The organism is Halomonas qinghailakensis (genome assembly GCF_025820815.1).
In the GTDB taxonomy this organism is placed as follows: domain Bacteria; phylum Pseudomonadota; class Gammaproteobacteria; order Pseudomonadales; family Halomonadaceae; genus Vreelandella; species Vreelandella qaidamensis.
In genome coordinates, this window is record NZ_CP096973.1 from 1,655,282 (window position 1) to 1,673,476 (window position 18,195).

At 51.0% G+C, this 18,195-nt stretch carries 18 protein-coding genes; 17 read left to right on the plus strand and 1 reads right to left on the minus strand.

The annotated features are described in order from the left end of the window. The first annotated feature begins 310 nt into the window (after window positions 1-310). The 14 genes from mnmG (at window position 311) to mgtE (ending at window position 13,390) form a co-directional block, all read left to right on the plus strand. The gene (mnmG, locus tag M0220_RS07810; RefSeq protein ID WP_030071612.1) at window positions 311-2,215 is read left to right on the plus strand and encodes a tRNA uridine-5-carboxymethylaminomethyl(34) synthesis enzyme MnmG; all 1,905 of its coding nucleotides are present in this window, start codon (window positions 311-313) and stop codon (window positions 2,213-2,215) included. Continuing rightward, entirely contained in the window at window positions 2,212-2,877 is a 666-nt protein-coding gene (gene rsmG, locus M0220_RS07815) for a 16S rRNA (guanine(527)-N(7))-methyltransferase RsmG (RefSeq protein WP_264019073.1), read from the plus strand. Before mnmG ends, rsmG begins: the two co-directional genes overlap by 4 nt. Beyond that, window positions 2,877-3,644, plus strand: coding sequence for a ParA family protein (locus M0220_RS07820; protein WP_030071608.1), 768 nt, complete (start codon window positions 2,877-2,879; stop codon window positions 3,642-3,644). The genes rsmG and M0220_RS07820 overlap by 1 nt, the downstream gene beginning before the upstream one ends. Window positions 3,645-3,668: 24 nt before the next feature. Continuing rightward, the gene (locus tag M0220_RS07825) at window positions 3,669-4,598 is read left to right on the plus strand and encodes a ParB/RepB/Spo0J family partition protein (protein WP_264019074.1); all 930 of its coding nucleotides are present in this window, start codon (window positions 3,669-3,671) and stop codon (window positions 4,596-4,598) included. A gap of 191 nt (window positions 4,599-4,789) precedes the next feature. Further along, window positions 4,790-5,191, plus strand: coding sequence for an ATP synthase subunit I (locus M0220_RS07830; RefSeq protein WP_030071604.1), 402 nt, complete (start codon window positions 4,790-4,792; stop codon window positions 5,189-5,191). Window positions 5,192-5,198: 7 nt separating this feature from the next. Next, on the plus strand, window positions 5,199-6,026 hold the full coding sequence (atpB, locus tag M0220_RS07835) for a F0F1 ATP synthase subunit A (protein ID WP_009723319.1): 828 nt from the start codon (window positions 5,199-5,201) through the stop codon (window positions 6,024-6,026). Between the two features lie 65 nt (window positions 6,027-6,091). After that, a complete protein-coding gene (atpE, locus tag M0220_RS07840) occupies window positions 6,092-6,319 on the plus strand; it encodes a F0F1 ATP synthase subunit C (RefSeq protein WP_007112217.1) in 228 nt (75 codons plus the stop codon). 78 nt (window positions 6,320-6,397) lie between these two features. Next, on the plus strand, window positions 6,398-6,868 hold the full coding sequence (locus M0220_RS07845; RefSeq protein WP_009723318.1) for a F0F1 ATP synthase subunit B: 471 nt from the start codon (window positions 6,398-6,400) through the stop codon (window positions 6,866-6,868). Between the two features lie 11 nt (window positions 6,869-6,879). Beyond that, entirely contained in the window at window positions 6,880-7,413 is a 534-nt protein-coding gene (locus M0220_RS07850; RefSeq protein ID WP_009723317.1) for a F0F1 ATP synthase subunit delta, read from the plus strand. A gap of 16 nt (window positions 7,414-7,429) precedes the next feature. Next, complete coding sequence (gene atpA / locus M0220_RS07855; protein WP_009723316.1) at window positions 7,430-8,974, plus strand: F0F1 ATP synthase subunit alpha; 1,545 nt, start codon at window positions 7,430-7,432, stop codon at window positions 8,972-8,974. A gap of 65 nt (window positions 8,975-9,039) precedes the next feature. Next, a complete protein-coding gene (atpG, locus tag M0220_RS07860; RefSeq protein ID WP_030071601.1) occupies window positions 9,040-9,927 on the plus strand; it encodes a F0F1 ATP synthase subunit gamma in 888 nt (295 codons plus the stop codon). 76 nt (window positions 9,928-10,003) lie between these two features. Beyond that, window positions 10,004-11,383, plus strand: coding sequence for a F0F1 ATP synthase subunit beta (atpD, locus tag M0220_RS07865; RefSeq protein ID WP_030071599.1), 1,380 nt, complete (start codon window positions 10,004-10,006; stop codon window positions 11,381-11,383). A gap of 24 nt (window positions 11,384-11,407) precedes the next feature. Continuing rightward, window positions 11,408-11,836 carry a F0F1 ATP synthase subunit epsilon gene (locus M0220_RS07870; RefSeq protein WP_030071596.1) on the plus strand — a complete coding sequence of 143 codons (429 nt, stop codon included), beginning with the start codon at window positions 11,408-11,410 and terminating at the stop codon, window positions 11,834-11,836. Window positions 11,837-12,007: 171 nt separating this feature from the next. Next, complete coding sequence (gene mgtE, locus M0220_RS07875; RefSeq protein ID WP_030071595.1) at window positions 12,008-13,390, plus strand: magnesium transporter; 1,383 nt, start codon at window positions 12,008-12,010, stop codon at window positions 13,388-13,390. A gap of 6 nt (window positions 13,391-13,396) precedes the next feature. Here mgtE and M0220_RS07880 read toward each other — a convergent pair whose 3' ends face one another. Beyond that, a complete protein-coding gene (locus tag M0220_RS07880) occupies window positions 13,397-14,590 on the minus strand; it encodes a cation diffusion facilitator family transporter (RefSeq protein WP_030071592.1) in 1,194 nt (397 codons plus the stop codon). Between the two features lie 203 nt (window positions 14,591-14,793). Here M0220_RS07880 and M0220_RS07885 point away from each other — a divergent pair, with 203 nt between their 5' ends. From M0220_RS07885 to glmU, 3 genes are all read left to right on the plus strand, one after another. Further along, window positions 14,794-15,594 carry an undecaprenyl-diphosphate phosphatase gene (locus M0220_RS07885; RefSeq protein WP_030071591.1) on the plus strand — a complete coding sequence of 267 codons (801 nt, stop codon included), beginning with the start codon at window positions 14,794-14,796 and terminating at the stop codon, window positions 15,592-15,594. A 77-nt stretch (window positions 15,595-15,671) separates the two neighbouring features. Further along, entirely contained in the window at window positions 15,672-16,772 is a 1,101-nt protein-coding gene (locus M0220_RS07890) for an FAD:protein FMN transferase (RefSeq protein WP_264019076.1), read from the plus strand. Window positions 16,773-16,791: 19 nt separating this feature from the next. Further along, the gene (gene glmU, locus M0220_RS07895; RefSeq protein ID WP_264019077.1) at window positions 16,792-18,159 is read left to right on the plus strand and encodes a bifunctional UDP-N-acetylglucosamine diphosphorylase/glucosamine-1-phosphate N-acetyltransferase GlmU; all 1,368 of its coding nucleotides are present in this window, start codon (window positions 16,792-16,794) and stop codon (window positions 18,157-18,159) included. Window positions 18,160-18,195: the final 36 nt, after the last annotated feature.

The following is an 18,195-nucleotide window of genomic DNA, read 5'->3' on the forward strand; positions in this document are numbered from 1 at the left end:
CACAGGAGTAGCACCGCTTCTACTCAGGTACTTCGCCGTTTAATCATGTAAAAACTAACAGTTTAACTACATGAAAAATATTGATTTATTATGGTTATCAACAGATTTTGTCCACACTAGTAGTTACAACATCAATAGAACTTCTCTTATATATTTTTATATTGTTATTAATAATAGACAAAGACCTAATTTGGAATGTGGAAAAACCTGACGGTTACCCACAGGAGGTTTATACTGGCCGGCTTACTCAAACAGTGAACACACACTGACCAACATCATCCGTGCCAAACGGCACAAGACGAGGTGCCTCTTGAACTATCCCGACCGCTTTGACGTGATTGTCATCGGCGGTGGCCATGCGGGAACCGAAGCCGCATTGGCCTCTGCTCGTATGGGTTGTCAAACCCTGTTGCTAACCCACAATTTCGAAACGCTCGGCCAGATGTCGTGCAACCCGGCAATTGGTGGGATTGGCAAAAGCCACTTAGTAAAAGAAATTGATGCACTTGGTGGTGCAATGGGGCTAGCCACGGACTTAGGCGGCATCCAATTTCGTGTGCTCAACGCACGCAAAGGTCCGGCGGTTCGTGCCACGCGTGCTCAAGCTGACCGCATACGCTACAAAGCGGCTATTCGTGGCATGTTGGAAAATCAGCCGAATTTAACGATTTTTCAGCAAGCTGCTGGCGATCTGATTGTGGATAACGACACCGTACGTGGTGTCGTTACGGAAACTGGTATTCGTTTCCACGCAGAGTCTGTCGTGTTATCAACAGGCACGTTTTTAGGTGGTGTTATCCACATTGGGTTAGATCAAAGCCGCGGTGGCCGCGCTGGTGATCCCCCTTCCAATGCCTTAGCTGAACGCCTACGTGCACTGCCATTTCGCGTTGACCGGTTAAAAACCGGCACGCCCCCGCGTATTGATGCCAAAACCGTTGACTTCACATCGTTGGAAGAACAGCCAGGTGATACCCCAACGCCAGTTATGTCATACCTCGGTTCACGGGAGATGCACCCTCATCAGGTGAGTTGCCACATAGCACACACCAATGAGCGAACCCATGAAATCATCATGGCGAATTTAGATCGTTCGCCTATGTATTCTGGTGTCATCGAAGGCGTTGGCCCGCGCTACTGCCCATCGATTGAAGACAAAGTTCACCGCTTTGCGGATAAATCGAGCCACCAAGTGTTTATCGAACCTGAAGGGCTCGATACTCATGAGCTGTACCCCAACGGAATTTCGACGTCACTGCCTTTTGACGTTCAGCTACAGGTAGTTCGCTCGATTAAAGGGCTTGAGAATGCGCACATCACTCGCCCTGGCTACGCGATTGAGTACGACTTTTTTGATCCGCGGGATTTAAAACATTCGCTAGAAACTAAATTTATCCACAACCTGTTTTTTGCCGGACAAATAAATGGGACCACCGGCTATGAAGAAGCCGGTGCTCAGGGGCTTCTAGCAGGGCTAAATGCCGCTCGTCGTGCCAAACAGTTAGAAGCATGGTACCCACGTCGCGATGAAGCTTATCTCGGCGTATTGGTGGATGATCTGATTACCATGGGTACCAAAGAACCCTATCGGATGTTTACCTCGCGTGCGGAATACCGTCTCCTGCTACGCGAAGACAATGCTGACTTGCGTTTGACTGAAAAAGGTCGTGAGCTGGGTTTGGTGGATGACAAACGCTGGTCGGCGTTTAGCCAAAAACGCGATGCCATTGAGCGTGAAACCGCACGTTTAGCAACCGTTTGGGTACAGCCCAATACACCTGCTGCCGCGAAGATTGCCGAGAAAACCGGCAGGCCACTTCCACGAGAATATTGCTTAAGCGATTTGTTAAAGCGTCCCGAGCTGACTTACGCTGATATCACATCACTGCCCGGCATGGAAAACCATGACGTTAATGACGACGCCGTCGCCGAGCAGGTACAAATTCAAGCGAAATACCAAGGCTATATTGATCGCCAGCAGGACGAGATCGATAAGCTCAAACGCCATGAAGCAACCCCGCTGCCTGCTGAGCTGGATTATCAACGGGTTGAGGGACTATCCAATGAGATCCGTCAAAAACTTAGCGAAACGCGGCCTGAAACGTTAGCTCAAGCAGCTAGAATCTCAGGGGTGACCCCTGCAGCAGTGTCTATTTTGCTGATACATCTAAAAAAACGTCGGCTTGTAAGCAGTACCGAGGTTGTTAACGGATGACTCAATTAACGCCGTTAATCAACAGCTTACCAAATACTGTTGCACCTCGTTTAGATGAAGGGATGGCAGCATTTGGAATTGCTATCAGCGCTGTTCAACGCGAACAGCTACTAGGACTGTTAGCACTGTTGCACAAGTGGAACCGGGCTTATAACCTCACGGCAGTGCGCAATGTTGAAGACATGGTGTCTCGCCATGTACTGGATAGCGCAGCAATTGCACCGTATATCCATGGCACAACGTTGTTAGATGTCGGAGCCGGGCCAGGCTTGCCTGGACTTGTGCTGGCTATTTTAAAGCCTGACCTCCAGGTAACGTTGCTTGATAGTAATGGTAAAAAAGTACGTTTTCAGCGCCAAGCCGTCATGGAGCTATCGCTGAACAACGTAACGCCAACCCAAGCACGTGTTGAACAGTTTAGTGAGCAGGTCTTTGATCAGGTGATTTCCCGAGCGTTTGCCAGCTTGGTAGACTTTGTCACACTGACCCAAGGGTTACCGGCAACTAACGGTCAATGGCTTGCCATGAAAGGCCCTGGCGCTGATGATGAGCTGCGTGAGTTGCCCGCCTATGTTGAGCTTCAGGCACGTCACCTTCTGCGCGTACCCTTTGAGACGGCCGAGCGGCAGCTGTTGATTCTGACCCCAAAAGGAGTTGAGTAGTGAGCCAGATCATTGCCCTGACCAACCAAAAAGGCGGTGTGGGCAAGTCCACTTCAGCCGTTAACCTTGCCGCTAGTTTAGCGGCATTGGATCGTCGGATCCTGCTGGTAGATTTAGATCCGCAAGGGCATGCCAGCATGGGTAGTGGTATCGACAAGTACGCTCTTGATAAAAGTGTACTTGATGTATTGCTGGGAGAAACAACCGCAAGCGATGCGATTGTTCGTGGACTTCCAGTGAAATATGACGTCCTACCAAGCAATGGCGACTTAACGGCTGCAGAGGTAGAACTGCTTGATAGTGAACAGCGACAAAGCCGTTTGTCGTTAGCGCTACAGAGCGTCGCAGATGACTATGATGTTGTCCTCATTGACTGCCCACCGTCACTGAATATGCTTACCGTCAACGCGCTAACGGCCGCTAATGGTGTGCTGATTCCATTGCAGTGCGAATTTTATGCATTGGAAGGTTTATCAGCATTGCTGGATACCGTTGAGCAGATCAAACAAAGCATTAATCCTGACTTAGCCGTTTCTGGCATTCTGCGGACTATGTACGATAAGCGCACCAGTTTGACGCGTGAAGTCGACAAACAGCTGAGAGACTTTTTTGGCGATGCCCTATTAAAAACAACCATTCCGCGCAATGTGAAGGTTGCTGAAGCACCAAGCCATGGCTTGCCCGTTACCCAGTACGCACGTTTTTCGCGGGGTAGTCAGGCTTATCGTGTGCTTGCAAAAGAGATGATCCGGCGGCTATCGCTGTAACGTAAAAAGTACGAGGGGAAGCGAATGACGCGTAAACGCGCGCTAGGACGTGGCCTGGATGCCCTGATTGGTGCGGGCGCCCGTCGTCGTGACAGTTTAGATCTTACTGGTGGTGTAACGCTTGATGGTGCAGACACATCACTGATGCCCGCGCCAACAACGGAAGCGGCGGCTGAACGGCTAGAACGTTTACCTCTTGGCCAGCTTACTCGCGGTAAATATCAGCCACGCCGAGATATTCAGCCAGAAGCCCTGGAAGAGCTTGCCGACTCCATCCGTGCGCAAGGGGTAATGCAGCCTATTGTGGTTCGCCCAGTAGGTGAAAACCGCTATGAAATTATCGCAGGTGAACGGCGCTGGCGCGCTGCACAGTTGGCTGAATTAGACGTTATACCAGCGGTTATTCGCGATGTTAGCGATGAAGTAGCTTTAGCCCTCGCGCTGATTGAGAACATTCAGCGCGAAAATTTAAACGCAATCGAAGAAGCGCTTGCTCTAAAACGCTTAGGGGAAGAGTTTGAGCTTACCCAGCAGCAAATTGCCGATGCAGTTGGTAAATCACGCACCCAGGTCGCTAATTTACTGCGCTTGTTAGCGTTAGACCCTGAAGTACAAACGTTGCTTGAACGCGGTGATTTAGATATGGGGCATGCGCGAGCCCTGCTTTCGCTTAACACTACCCAGCAACGTCAAATTGCCCATGAAGTGGTCAACAACGATTTGACCGTCCGTGACACCGAATCGCTGGTTAAAAAAGTCCAATCTAACAACACGCCTGCCCAAGTTTCACCACGTACCACTAAAACACCGGATGTTTCACGGCTTGAAACACATCTGGGGGAATTGCTAGGTGCGCCCGTCTCTATAGACCATGGGCAAAAAGGAAAAGGTAAAGTAACGATTCGCTACACCAGCCTTGAAGAGCTAGACGGAATTTTGGCACACATTAAATAGCAGGCTTACTAAGTTACCGCATATTTTTAGCCCTTTGGTCGCAAGTAAGTGCTGAAAGGCGCGAAATCCGTGCAACATCGGTTGAAGGTGTGATAGCGCTTCCCTATAATCGCGCAAGATTTGTGCAGGTCGCTCGTAATGATGATAAGTGACAGGTTGTAAAACTTTTCAACCTAACGTGCTGGGGAATTATGCGACGTTTGGAAACCCAGCGACAAAAAACATATTTTGTTCGACTGATACTCGCGCAACTTATCGTTACGTTCTTGGGCATGTTATTCGCCCTTTTGATAGCACCTCCGGCTGATGTGCTGTCGGTGTTAAAAGGAGCGCTGGTAGCATTACTACCACACGCTTTTTTTATCTATCGAATGGGTGTATTTCGTGTAAAGCGTCGCACATCTGGCGCGATGGATTTATTTCGCGCCGAAGCAGGCAAGTTTGGTTTGACGGTGGCACTTTTTTCACTGGTGTTTGTTGTAGCGCCCCCCTCAAACCCCGCTTTCTTTTTTAGTGCTTATGTCGCGATTGTTCTGACGCATTGGCTAGCGCCTTGGCTAATGCCCAGGAAATCGCACAACTTATTGAGGTGACATGTCTATGGCCGCAGGAAACGAAGTCTCGTCGACTTACTATATCCAGCACCACTTGCAGAACCTAACCTTTGGTAATCACCCGGAGAACGGTTGGTCGCTGGCACATTCCGCCGAAGAAGCGCGTGAAATGGGCTTTTGGGCTATCCATCTAGATACCATGGGTTGGTCCATTGCCATGGGCTTGCTGTTCATTTGGCTCTTCCGCAAAGCTGGCAAGTTAGCCACGACGGGTGTGCCCGGCGGCTTGCAAAATGCTGTAGAGATGGTGGTTGAGTTCATTGAAAACCTGACTCGCGCTACTTTCCATGGACGCAACCCTATTATTGCGCCTCTAGCGTTGACGCTGTTCGTGTGGATTCTGCTCATGAACACGTTGAAGATTATCCCCGTTGATTACTTCCCTGTGCTGTTCAATAAGCTCGGCGTTGAGTACATGAAAATCGTACCGACGACTGATCCTAATGCCACCTTAGGTATGGCGTTAGGTGTGTTCTGCTTAATTATTTATTACAGCATCAAAGTAAAAGGAGCGGGTGGCTTTGCGAAAGAGCTTTCACTGACACCATTTAATCACTGGGCACTTATTCCCTTCAATTTGGTGCTTGAAGTGATTGGTTTGCTTGTGAAGCCGCTAGGTCTTGGCCTGCGTCTGTTCGGCAACATGTTTGCCGGTGAGGTTATTTTTATCCTGATCGCCCTACTGCCGTTCTGGGCTATCTGGCTGTTGGACGTGCCATGGGCCATCTTCCACATTCTTGTGGTAACGCTGCAGGCCTTTATTTTCACCACGCTTTCGGTTGTATACCTGAGCGCGGCGCACGAACACCACTAAACCAAGCAACAACGTTTTCATTAACCCTCAACCCTTAACCAAAACTTAAACTCAGGAGCAACATCATGGAAATGGTTTATCTCTCAGCTGCCATCATCATCGGTCTGGGCGCACTGGCTACTGGCATTGGCTTTGCCCTGTTGGGCGGCAAGTTGCTTGAATCTACTGCGCGTCAACCTGAACTGGGCGACCAGCTGCAAACCAAAACCTTCATCATGGCCGGTCTGCTTGACGCCGTTCCGATGATCGGTGTTGGTATCGCGATGTACCTGATCTTCGTTGTCGCCGGTTAATGACAGCTTAGCCGAGCGGTCTACCCGCTCGGTTTTGTTTCACTCCGGTCGCCACGAACTTGTCAGAGGTACATCCCTGTGAATATCAACATGACGCTTATCGGGCAGACGATCGCCTTCGCGATCTTTGTCTGGTTTTGCATAAAGTATGTGTGGCCTCCGATCAGCAACGCTCTTCACGAGCGTCAGAAAAAAATTGCTGATGGCTTAGACGCAGCCAGCCGTGCTACTCGTGACCTTGAGCTAGCTCAAGAGCGTGCAGAACAAACGCTGCGTGAAAGCAAGGAGCAGGCTTCTCAAATTCTCGAGCAAGCCAACAAGCGCTCAGCTCAGATGATCGAAGAAGCACGTGAACAGGCCCGCGCTGAAGGCGAACGCCTAATGGCAAGTGCACGTTCAGAAATCGAGCAAGAAGTGAATCGTGCAAAAGACGAGCTTCGTGCCCAGGTTTCTCACCTCGCCATCATTGGTGCTGAGCGTGTACTAGAAGCTTCGGTCGACGAGAAAGCACATCGCAAGTTACTTGATGAGCTTGCTGCTGAACTGTAAGGAGGTGACCCATGGCGGAATTACTTACCGTCGCTCGTCCTTACGCTAAGGCGGCGTTTGAATACGCGCGTGATCATGAGGCGTTTGATAGCTGGTCCCAGGCGCTTGGTTTTTTAAGTGCTGCGGTTGCCAACAGCGACGTTCGTCGTCTGCTGGGTAGTCCAAAACTTGAGAACGACAAAAAGGTAGCTCTGCTTTCCGATATGTTATCGGAAAAGCAAGAAGGCCTGTCGCGGTTTTTGGATACCCTAGCTGACCAAGGGCGCTTGTTGGCACTGCCTTTCATTGCTGAACAGTTTGAGTACTTGCGTGCCGAACATGAACAGCGTGTTGAAGTGACAGTAACGTCAGCGTACAAGCTGACTGCCGCACAGCAGACCAAGCTAGCGAACGCACTCAAGAAACGTCTGAATCGCGAAATCTCCATTACTACTCAGGTGGACAAGACGCTTATTGGTGGTGTCATCCTACGTGCCGGCGATACCGTCATTGACGGGTCGGTACGTGGTCGATTGAACCGCCTTTCCGAAGCGCTGACCGCTTGAGTCTGAGGGACATGGCATGCAGCAACTGAATCCTTCCGAGATCAGCGACATCATCAAGCAGCGAATTGAGAAGCTTGACGTCGCATCCGAAGCCCGTAATCAGGGCACCATCGTCAGCGTTTCCGACGGTATCGTGAAAATTCACGGCCTCGAAGACGCGATGTTCGGTGAAATGATCGAATTCCCTAACAGCATTTTTGGCATGGTACTGAACCTGGAGCGTGACTCCGTTGGTGCCGTTGTCTTGGGTGACTATTTGCAACTTCAAGAAGGTATGACTGCCCAGTGTACCGGGCGTATCCTTGAAGTGCCGGTAGGCCCAGAGCTGGTAGGTCGCGTAGTCGATGCGCTGGGTAATGCTATCGACGGCAAAGGCGATATCAACGCCAAAATGACCGACGCGGTAGAAAAAGTAGCGCCTGGCGTTATTACCCGTCAGTCTGTTGACGAGCCGATCCAAACTGGTTTGAAGTCTATCGACGCTATGGTGCCAATCGGTCGCGGTCAGCGTGAGCTGATCATCGGCGACCGTCAGATTGGTAAATCTGCCATTGCTATCGATGCGATTATCAACCAGAAAGGCAAAGGCGTTACCTGTGTCTACGTGGCAATTGGTCAGAAGCAGTCGACTATTGCTAACGTGGTACGCAAACTAGAAGAGCATGGCGCGATGGAACACACCATCGTTGTCGCTGCTGGCGCTGCCGATCCGGCACCGATGCAGTTCTTGGCTGCTTATTCTGGCTGCACCATGGGTGAGTACTTCCGTGACCGTGGTGAAGACGCACTGATCGTTTATGACGATCTTTCCAAACAGGCTGTGGCATACCGTCAGGTATCTCTGCTGTTGCGTCGTCCGCCGGGTCGTGAAGCCTATCCTGGTGACGTTTTCTATCTCCACTCGCGTCTGCTTGAGCGCGCTGCGCGCGTTAATGCTGACTACGTTGAGAAGTTTACTGACGGCGAAGTGAAAGGCAAAACCGGTTCTTTGACCGCACTGCCGATTATCGAAACCCAAGGCGGTGACGTTTCTGCGTTCGTTCCGACTAACGTAATCTCGATCACTGATGGTCAGATCTTCTTGGAAACCAACCTGTTTAACTCCGGTATTCGTCCGGCAATTAACGCAGGTCTATCGGTTTCTCGTGTTGGTGGTGCAGCGCAGACCAAGATTATCAAAAAGCTGGGTGGCGGTGTTCGTTTGGCCTTGGCTCAGTACCGTGAGCTGGCGGCATTCTCACAGTTTGCTTCTGACCTTGATGAAGCGACCCGTAAGCAGCTTGAGCATGGCCAACGCGTTACCGAACTGATGAAGCAAAAGCAGTATTCGCCGATGTCAGTGGCGGAAATGGCGCTGTCTCTGTACGCCGCTAACGAAGGTCACCTGGATGATGTGAGCGTCGATAAAGTGTTGGACTTCGAACGTGCTTTGCACGACTACATGAAGTCTGAGCACAACGACCTGCTCGATAAGATCAACCAGACCGGCGACTACAACGGCGAGATTCAGGACGGCTTGAAGTCAGGTCTCGAGAAGTTCAAGGCGACTCAGAGCTGGTAATGTCCGGCCCGCCTGCGGGCGGGCTTGCATGCTTTCTGAGAGCCACGAACGAAGGGTAGATCGCTATGGCAGCTGCAAAAGAGATACGCACCCAGATCGGGAGCATTAAAAATACGCAGAAGATTACCAGCGCCATGGAAATGGTGGCTGCATCTAAGATGCGTAAAGCACAAGATCTGATGAAGGCTGGCCAGCCGTATGCCAAGCAGATTCGTAATGTGGTAGGCCACATTGCTGACGCAAACCCCGAATATAAGCACGACTACATGGTCGAGCGTAATGAGGTGAAGCGCGTTGGTTACATTGTGGTATCTACTGACCGCGGTCTGTGTGGCGGCTTAAACGTCAACCTGTTTAAGGCAGTGGTGAAAGATGCCGTTGTCTGGAAACAGCAAGACGCCGAGCTAGACTTCTGTGCCCTCGGCTCTAAAGCCGGCGCCTTTTTCCGCAACTATGGAGGCAACCTAGTTGCTGCCAAGAGCGGATTGGGAGAATCGCCGTCTGTCGAAGGACTGATCGGTAGTGTCAAGGTCATGTTAGAAGCGTACGACGAAGGACGCCTTGACCGTTTGTTTGTGGTGTATAACGAATTTGTTAACACCATGACGCAACGGCCAGTCGTACGTCAGCTTCTTCCGTTGTCGTCCGATATGGGCGCAGACGCGAAGCATGACGAAGAAAACGCCCGTCCCGGAAGCTGGGACTACCTGTATGAACCGGATGCCAAGGCGTTGCTAGACAGCCTGTTGGTTCGTTTCATCGAATCACAGGTGTATCAGGCGGTAGTCGAAAACGGTGCGTGCGAACAGGCCGCCCGAATGATCGCTATGAAGAGTGCCACTGATAACGCGGGCAACCTGATCGACGATCTGGAGATGGTATACAACAAGGCCCGTCAGGCCGCCATCACCCAGGAAATTTCCGAGATCGTCGGCGGCGCTTCTGCCGTATAACGCCTAGGGAGCTAGCTATCGCAAAGATAGCTCCCGGCAGACAGGTTTCATTTGCAGGTTTTTGAGAGGAACCAAGATGAGCGGACGTATCGTACAAATCATCGGCGCGGTGATTGACGTAGAGTTTCCGCGGGACTCTGTGCCCAAGGTCTACGACGCGCTGAAGGTCTCTAATGCTGAGACCATCCTCGAAGTCCAGCAGCAGCTGGGCGACGGCGTGGTGCGCACCATTGCCATGGGCTCTACTGAGGGCTTGAAACGTGGCTTGGACGTGACCAACACAGGTACCGCGATTTCCGTACCCGTCGGTAAGGAAACGCTAGGTCGCATCATGAACGTGCTCGGTGAGCCGATTGATGAAGCTGGCCCGATTGGCGAGCAAGAGCGCATGCCAATCCACCGTAAAGCACCAAGCTACGCTGACCAAGCAGCTTCCAATGAGCTGTTGGAAACCGGCATCAAGGTTATCGACCTCGTTTGCCCGTTCGCTAAGGGCGGTAAAGTTGGTCTATTCGGCGGTGCGGGTGTTGGTAAAACCGTTAACATGATGGAGCTTATCCGCAACATCGCCACCGAACACAGCGGCTACTCTGTATTCGCCGGTGTCGGTGAGCGTACGCGTGAGGGTAACGACTTCTATCACGAAATGACTGAATCCAACGTTATCGACAAGGTATCGCTGGTTTACGGTCAGATGAACGAGCCCCCCGGTAACCGTCTACGTGTAGCACTGACTGGTCTGACCATCGCTGAGAAATTCCGTGATGAAGGCCGTGACGTACTGTTGTTCGTCGATAACATTTACCGCTACACCCTGGCTGGTACCGAAGTGTCTGCCCTGCTGGGTCGTATGCCGTCTGCGGTAGGTTATCAGCCGACGCTGGCTGAAGAGATGGGCGTTCTGCAGGAACGTATCACCTCGACTAAAACCGGCTCTATCACGTCTGTGCAGGCCGTTTACGTCCCTGCCGATGACTTGACTGACCCGTCGCCGGCGACCACCTTCTCGCACCTTGACGCCACCGTCGTACTTGCGCGTTCGATTGCTGAGCTAGGTATTTATCCGGCTATCGACCCGCTGGATTCTACGTCGCGTCAGCTAGATCCGTTGGTAGTGGGTGAAGAGCACTACAACGTAGCTCGTGGCGTACAGAACGTTCTGCAGCGTTACAAGGAACTGAAGGATATCATCGCGATTTTGGGTATGGACGAGCTGTCTGATGAAGATAAGCTGGCCGTATCTCGTGCGCGTAAAATCCAGCGTTTCCTGTCGCAGCCATTCTTCGTTGCTGAGGTATTCACTGGTTCGCCCGGTAAGTATGTTTCTTTGAAAGATACGATTCGTGGCTTCCAGGGCATCCTCGCGGGTGAGTATGACGAGTTGCCGGAACAGGCCTTCTACATGGTCGGCTCCATCGACGAAGCTGTCGAAAAAGCCAACCAGATGAAGAAGTAATCCCGTCCACTAGGGGGATTCGCTATGGCGAATAGCTTCACTTGCAATATCGTCAGCGCTGAAGCATCTATCTTCTCAGGCAGTGTTGAGCAGGTAGTCGCTTCCGGGATTATGGGTGACCTCGGCATTTTGCCGGGTCACGCCCCGCTGCTGACCGAGCTTCAGCCGGGCCCAATCCGCGTGATCCACGATGATGGCAAGGAAGAGAACTTCTTTGTCTCGGGTGGCTTCATGGAAGTCCAGCCGGATGTTGTGACGATCCTGGCAGACGCTGCGGCGCGTGCTAGCGACCTCGATGAGGCCGCTGCCGAAGAAGCACGTCAGCAAGCGCTGAAAGCTTTTAACGAGAAGTCAGCAGAGCTGGATTATACGCGTGCTGCCGCTGAACTTGCCGAAGCCGTTGCACAGCTACGAACGATTCAACAGCTGCGTAAGAAGGCGGGTAAAGGCTAGTAAAACACGCACTCGCGTGAATAAAACGCTCCTGGAGCCCGTTAGGGTTTAAGGAGCGTTTTTTTTGTCTGGTACCATAGGAAAACGCACTCAGCGTAGATCCACAGAGTAGGGATGCTCGGCTGTAACACCCCATCTGCACACTATGCGTCTGCACAAAGGGAGATAGCGATGTCATTGAATGATGAAGCCTTACAGGAATTAAAATCCGAGCTGCTTGACGAGCTAAATAAAGAAAAAGCAGATAAAACGCTGTTGGCAGCACGTTTATCCGAAATCCGTTCGGCAGATATTGGTGAGGTGCTAGAAGAACTCATCGAAGACGATGAAGAACTTCCGGCAGCGCTTGCCATACTTGATACTCTTTCTACTGAGCGTGCCGCTAATGTTCTGGGCTACTTACCAAGAGAGAGTCAGCTTGAGGTAGTTGGGAAACTGTCGGATACCCAAGTGCTAAAGCTTCTCGAAGAAATGGGCTCCGATGAACGGGCGGATTTATTTAATCTGCTTGGTGAAGACCGACGCGAAGCGCTGTTGCGGCGTATGGCGCACCAGGAACGGGAAGACCTAAAGCGCCTTGCAAGCTACGAAGAAGGTACCGCAGGCGCCATCATGACCTCTGACTATGTCGCTATAGCCAGTGGCATGACGGTGTCGCAAGCCATGATGCGGGTACGCCAAACCGCTCCAGATGCGGAAACGGTGTATCAGCTCTATGTACTTGATAGCGACGGCCAGTTAATAGGAACGATGTCTTTACGCCAGCTGATGGTGGCTCGCCCAGGGGCGTTGGTTGATGACATCATGATCAAAGATGTTATCAGCACCCCGGTAGATGAAGAGCAAGAAGAGGTGGCGCGGATTGTGGCTCGCTATGACCTGCTGGCACTGCCTGTTTTGGATGCGGATGGACGCATGGTCGGTATTGTTACCCACGATGATGCGATGGATGTTGCCGAGTCTGAAGCAACTGAAGATATCCACAAGGGGATGTCTATCGGCCAGTTAGAGGATGGTGTTAGCCGCGTTCCGCTGTGGAGCCTTTACCGTAAGCGGGTGTTTTGGCTGGTACTACTAGTATTCGCTAACTTATTTTCTGGCGCGGGGATCGCCTATTTTGAGGATACGATTGCCGCCCAAGTGGCACTGGTATTTTTTCTACCGCTGCTGATTGGCAGTGGCGGTAATGCAGGCGCTCAGGCAGCCACGCTGATGGTACGCGGTATGGCAACTGGCGATGTGGGGGTGAAAGACTGGAGCAAAATGCTCGGCCGTGAGCTGTTGGTGGCTGGCTCTTTGGGTATCACCATGGCAATTGCGGTAACGCCAATAGGGATTTTTCGTGGCGGCGAAGCAGTTGCCATTATCGTGGCGTTAAGCATGGTGACCATCGTTTTGTTTGGCAGCATGATTGGTATGTGCCTACCGTTTGTATTAGAGCGCTTTAAGGTCGACCCTGCCACTGCGTCAGCGCCATTGGTAACCACGCTAATTGATGCCACCGGGGTATTAATTTACTTCAGTATTGCGACGGTCGTATTGGCAAGCGTGTAACGCAGGTTAACGCATCGCACTGCTGGCCGCGCGGGTAATAAACAGTACTTCCACATGGCCCAGCCACTCAATATCGCTGGCTAGCGCTTTTAACTGGCTGGCAAGACACTGAGGTGGCTGGTGTACTGAATCGCCTATAATCAGCGATACCGATACCTTATCGTCTAGATAGTGGAGTTGAAGCTCGTTTAACGTGCGCCAAACAGGATGCATATACCAACGCTCGTTCAGCGCGGCTTCTACTTCGGGCCGCAGAGGTAGGCCGGGAAGTCGGCTAGGATCGCCTTCTCCGGCGTCGTCTTCAGGGTCTACGTGAAAAATAACATCGGTGAGTAGTGGGAATTCATGGCGTAGGCGACGGCTCACTTCGTTGCCGATTTCATGGGCTTCTGACACGGTAATTTTTGGTCCGACCACCACATGCAAGTCCACCATTACCCAGCCTGCGGACTGACGGGTGCGTAGATCATGCACGCTATCAACCCCTGGCACGCTACAGGCAACATCGTGCATTTGCTGTTGAACGCTTTCAGGGAGTGCGGTATCCACGAGTTCTCTCGCGGACTCCCACAGTAAATCCCAGCCTACTTTACCCACCAGTAAGCCAACGATAATGGCCGCGACGGCGTCTAGCCAGCCAAAACCAAGCTGCGCGCCAATTAACGCGACCAGCACTACCGCAGTGGAAAGTGCATCGCTACGTGAATGCCAGGCGTTCGCCTCTAACAGCTTGGATTTAACGCGTTTAGCAACGCGCATGGTATAGCGAAAAATCCACTCTTTACTGAACAGAGCGATAATTGTGATAACAATAGCGACTGCACCTGGAGCATTGACTTCCGTACCATTAAATAATCGATCCAGGCTAGACCAAGCAATACCGCCAGCCACAAAAATCAATACACTACCCAATAGCAGTGTTGTAAGGGTTTCGATACGGCCGTGCCCGTAATGATGGTCGTCATCTGGTTCCTGACGACCGTAGTGAATAGCGGCCAACACAAAACCATCAGTCACAAGGTCTGAAAGTGAATGGATACCATCGGCAATGAGCGCCGCGGAGCCTACCCAAAAGCCAACCACGACTTTAACAACACTCAACAAGCCATCTAGCCAGGCGCCTATATAAGTGACACGTTTGGCCTCTCGGCTATCTAGCTCATGCTTGGGAACCACTGGTGATTCTACGGTCTGAGTCATGGGTGACCTTACAGGATCGCGCATTACTAATGAGTACCTATTGTAGCGTACCGCGTCCTTGGCTCTATACCTTCTTGTGAATTTGCTCGTATGCTGAATGCGGACAATGAATTAAGGGATGTGTATCCTTAGCGCCATTGCAAGCGCATGAGTGTCATCAAACACATGAATGCCATCAAGAATAGTTAAACACAGGATAACCCATGGATTGGTTCCAGGTAGTTGTGTTAGCGGTAGTTCAGGGGCTTACAGAATTTTTACCCATATCGAGTTCGGCTCATCTTATATTGGTACCGGTGCTGACTACCTGGGAAGACCAGGGCCTTGCCTTTGATGTGGCATTGCATCTTGGTAGTTTAAGCGCGGTGGTTATCTATTTCCGACACGAAATAGGCAGAATGATCGTTAGTAGCTTGACCGCACTTCGCGGCCAAGAGGTTAACGACGATGCTGTATTGGCGTTTTGGGTCGTGATTGCCACGCTGCCCGTATGTATTGTCGGCTTTTTGCTTCATGACCTGATCTCGGGTTACATGCGCTCTACGTTGATTATTGGTGCCAGTTTGATTGTTTTTGGCCTGTTACTTGGTTATGCAGACTGGAAAAAACGTGGCACTCGTAGCGAATACCAGATGACGTTAAAGGATGTGCTCATTATTGGAGGTGCCCAAGTGTTGGCGCTTATTCCAGGCACATCCCGTTCAGGTATCACCATAACAGCGGCGTTAATGGTGGGTATGAGCCGAGAAGGTGCGGCACGGTTTTCGTTTTTACTGTCAATCCCCGTTATTGTTCTGGCAGGGGGGCTTGAGGCAATTAGCTTATTGAAAGATCCCCAGCTCATCGATATACCGGCAATGTTAGTAGGCACCTTACTCTCAGGTATTAGCGCCTATGTGTGTATTCACTATTTCCTGGTAGTGATCAAAAAACTGGGCATGCAGCCATTTGTCATTTATCGGGTGTTGTTTGGGGCTTGGTTGCTATGGTTTTTCCATTTTTAGCTGGTGGTTCATTGCTAGTTTTTCATAGCTAGGTCTTTTCATCTTGACCCCGTGCCTTATCTCCAAGGAAAAACAAAATGAAGGTTACTTCTCGTTTATTAAAATACTCAGGGCTCCTACTCATTGCTGCTGGCGTATTAGCGGGGTGTTCAGAAAATGATCGACCACTGGATTCCCCGGTTCGCTTTGAAGGCGGTATTTTCGGAACGTTTTATCAAGTCACCATTGCGGACCCGTTAACCCAAGGCGAGGCGAATGCTTTAGAAGAAGGTGTTCTAGCGGAACTTAATGACGTTGATCAGGCAATGTCTACTTACCGTGATGATGCAGAGCTTATAGTTTTTAATGACGCTCCTTTGAATGAATGGCAGCCGCTTTCCAACGCGTTAATTGAAGTGCTTGCGATCAGTCGTTCCGTATCCGAAGCAAGCAACGGTGCGTTTGATATTACGGTCGGTGATGTCGTCAACTTGTGGAGTTTTGGCCCCGAAGCACGCCCTGAAGAGGTGCCTTCAGACGCTGAGCTAAACGAGCGTATGGCTACGATTGGCTATGAGGCAGTTGATGTTGATACTCAACTTATGCAGGCGCGGCGCACGCGCGATGTGTTTGCTGATCTATCGGGAGTGGCTAAAGGGCATGGTACTGATCGCGTTGGGGCATACCTTGATCAGCAGGGAATTGAAAACTATTTAGTCAATATTGGTGGTGAATTAATTGCTCGCGGCTATCGGGATTTAGAAGAGCAAAGCCCATGGCGTGTCGGAATTGAGGTGCCACATAGCGGTTTGCCTGAGGCGCAACACGTTCTTCCTCTTGAAGATCTATCGGTCGCAACGTCTGGGGATTATCGTAATTATTTTGAAGTAGATGGCGAGCGCTTTTCCCATACTATCGACCCTCGCACCGGTCGGCCGGTTAAGCACCAGCTTGCCTCTGTTTCTGTTTTTCACCCTTCCAATGCCTGGGCAGACGCGTGGTCTACAGCAATCTCGGTAGCGGGTAGCGAAGAAGGGATGCAGATGGCCGTTGAGAACAATCTAAGTGTGTTGATGCTAGTGAAAGACAGTGATCATTGGCAAAGCCTAGCCAGTCCCGCCTTTATGGATTACTTCGATAAAGCACTTATTGATGAGCTAGGTATTGACGCTTGGGAAGCACCAGCTGTCAATCGCTAAACCGTTACAGGTGAATATTATGCAAGAGCTTGATGTTGTTATCCTTGCCGCTGGCAAAGGCACCCGCATGCGTTCGCAAACGCCAAAAGTGCTGCACACCTTGGCGGGTAAACCGATGGTACAACACGTACTGGACACAGCCAGTGGACTCAACCCCACGCGTACCCATGTTGTGATTGGCCACGGTGCAGATCAACTGCGTGAAGCACTAGCGGAGAGTGACGTATCCTTTGCGATTCAAGCAGAGCAAAAAGGCACCGGCCATGCGGTGGCTCAAGCGCAGTCTCAGTTAGGTAACGGAAAGGTGTTGGTGCTTTATGGCGATGTGCCGATGATTCGTCGCGAATCTTTGGCTGCGCTTCTTAACCACGTGGATGAGCAGCACATGGGGCTGCTGACCGTCACGTTAGATGACCCCTCTGGCTATGGACGTATTGTTCGTAATGATGAGGGAGAAGCGGTCGCTATCATTGAGCAAAAAGATGCTAACGCTGAACAGCTTTCCATTAACGAATGCAACACCGGCATTATGGCGATGACCAGTGCCCAGCTGAAACGGTGGCTGCCCCAGTTGTCGGCAGAAAATGCTCAAGGCGAGTACTACTTAACCGATGTCATTGCCATGGCAGCAGATGAAGGTGTGAAGGTGTGCACTGCCCAGCCAGCCAGCGCAGTAGAAGTTGAAGGCGTGAATAATCGTTCACAAATGGCCCGGTTAGAGCGCGCTTATCAGCAGCAGCTAGCGGATAAGTTAATGGAGCAGGGCGTAGCATTGGCGGACCCAGCAAGAATCGATATTCGCGGTAAGCTTACCTGTGGCCACGATGTGTTTATCGATGTGGGCTGTGTATTTGAAGGTGATGTTGAGCTGGGTGAAGGGGTAAAGATTGGCCCTTACTGCGTGATTAAAAACAGCACGATTGGGGCTGAAAGTGTCATCGATAGTCATAGCGTGATTGATAACACGGTGGCCGCAGGGTTGAATCAAGTTGGCCCCTTTGCACGACTACGCCCTGGCACACGCCTAGCAGTCAAAGCCAAGGTAGGAAACTTTGTTGAAACCAAAAACGCTGATGTTGGAGAAGGTAGTAAAATTAATCACTTAAGTTATGTGGGTGATGCGCGTTTAGGGCGTGATGTGAATGTCGGGGCGGGCACTATTACGTGTAATTATGATGGCGTAAATAAGCATATTACCCAGATTGGTGATAATGCGTTTATTGGTTCTAACAGCGCCTTAGTAGCGCCGGTGACGGTGGGTAAAGGTGCCACGATTGGGGCAGGCTCAACAATCGCTAAAGACGTTGCTGAGCACGCCTTGGCAGTTACTCGCAGCAGACAACTTGAAAAACTGGATTGGCCGCGCCCTGTCAAAAAAGTTAAATAAAGCGGTCTATTCGCGGAATCGTTAGGTTTCAATAAC

Excerpts from the sequence above, each read along its gene's own strand:
- mgtE (WP_030071595.1), top strand. The coding sequence starts at position 12,008 with ATGTCATTGAATGATGAAGCCTTACAGGAATTAAAATCCGAGCTGCTT.
- atpD (WP_030071599.1), top strand. The coding sequence starts at position 10,004 with ATGAGCGGACGTATCGTACAAATCATCGGCGCGGTGATTGACGTAGAG.
- M0220_RS07825 (WP_264019074.1), top strand. The coding sequence starts at position 3,669 with ATGACGCGTAAACGCGCGCTAGGACGTGGCCTGGATGCCCTGATTGGT.
- M0220_RS07830 (WP_030071604.1), top strand. The coding sequence starts at position 4,790 with ATGCGACGTTTGGAAACCCAGCGACAAAAAACATATTTTGTTCGACTG.
- atpB (WP_009723319.1), top strand. The coding sequence starts at position 5,199 with ATGGCCGCAGGAAACGAAGTCTCGTCGACTTACTATATCCAGCACCAC.
- M0220_RS07870 (WP_030071596.1), top strand. The coding sequence starts at position 11,408 with ATGGCGAATAGCTTCACTTGCAATATCGTCAGCGCTGAAGCATCTATC.
- M0220_RS07885 (WP_030071591.1), top strand. The coding sequence starts at position 14,794 with ATGGATTGGTTCCAGGTAGTTGTGTTAGCGGTAGTTCAGGGGCTTACA.
- glmU (WP_264019077.1), top strand. The coding sequence starts at position 16,792 with ATGCAAGAGCTTGATGTTGTTATCCTTGCCGCTGGCAAAGGCACCCGC.
- atpA (WP_009723316.1), top strand. The coding sequence starts at position 7,430 with ATGCAGCAACTGAATCCTTCCGAGATCAGCGACATCATCAAGCAGCGA.
- atpE (WP_007112217.1), top strand. The coding sequence starts at position 6,092 with ATGGAAATGGTTTATCTCTCAGCTGCCATCATCATCGGTCTGGGCGCA.
- rsmG (WP_264019073.1), top strand. The coding sequence starts at position 2,212 with ATGACTCAATTAACGCCGTTAATCAACAGCTTACCAAATACTGTTGCA.
- M0220_RS07880 (WP_030071592.1), bottom strand. The coding sequence starts at position 14,590 with ATGACTCAGACCGTAGAATCACCAGTGGTTCCCAAGCATGAGCTAGAT.
- M0220_RS07890 (WP_264019076.1), top strand. The coding sequence starts at position 15,672 with ATGAAGGTTACTTCTCGTTTATTAAAATACTCAGGGCTCCTACTCATT.
- atpG (WP_030071601.1), top strand. The coding sequence starts at position 9,040 with ATGGCAGCTGCAAAAGAGATACGCACCCAGATCGGGAGCATTAAAAAT.
- M0220_RS07850 (WP_009723317.1), top strand. The coding sequence starts at position 6,880 with ATGGCGGAATTACTTACCGTCGCTCGTCCTTACGCTAAGGCGGCGTTT.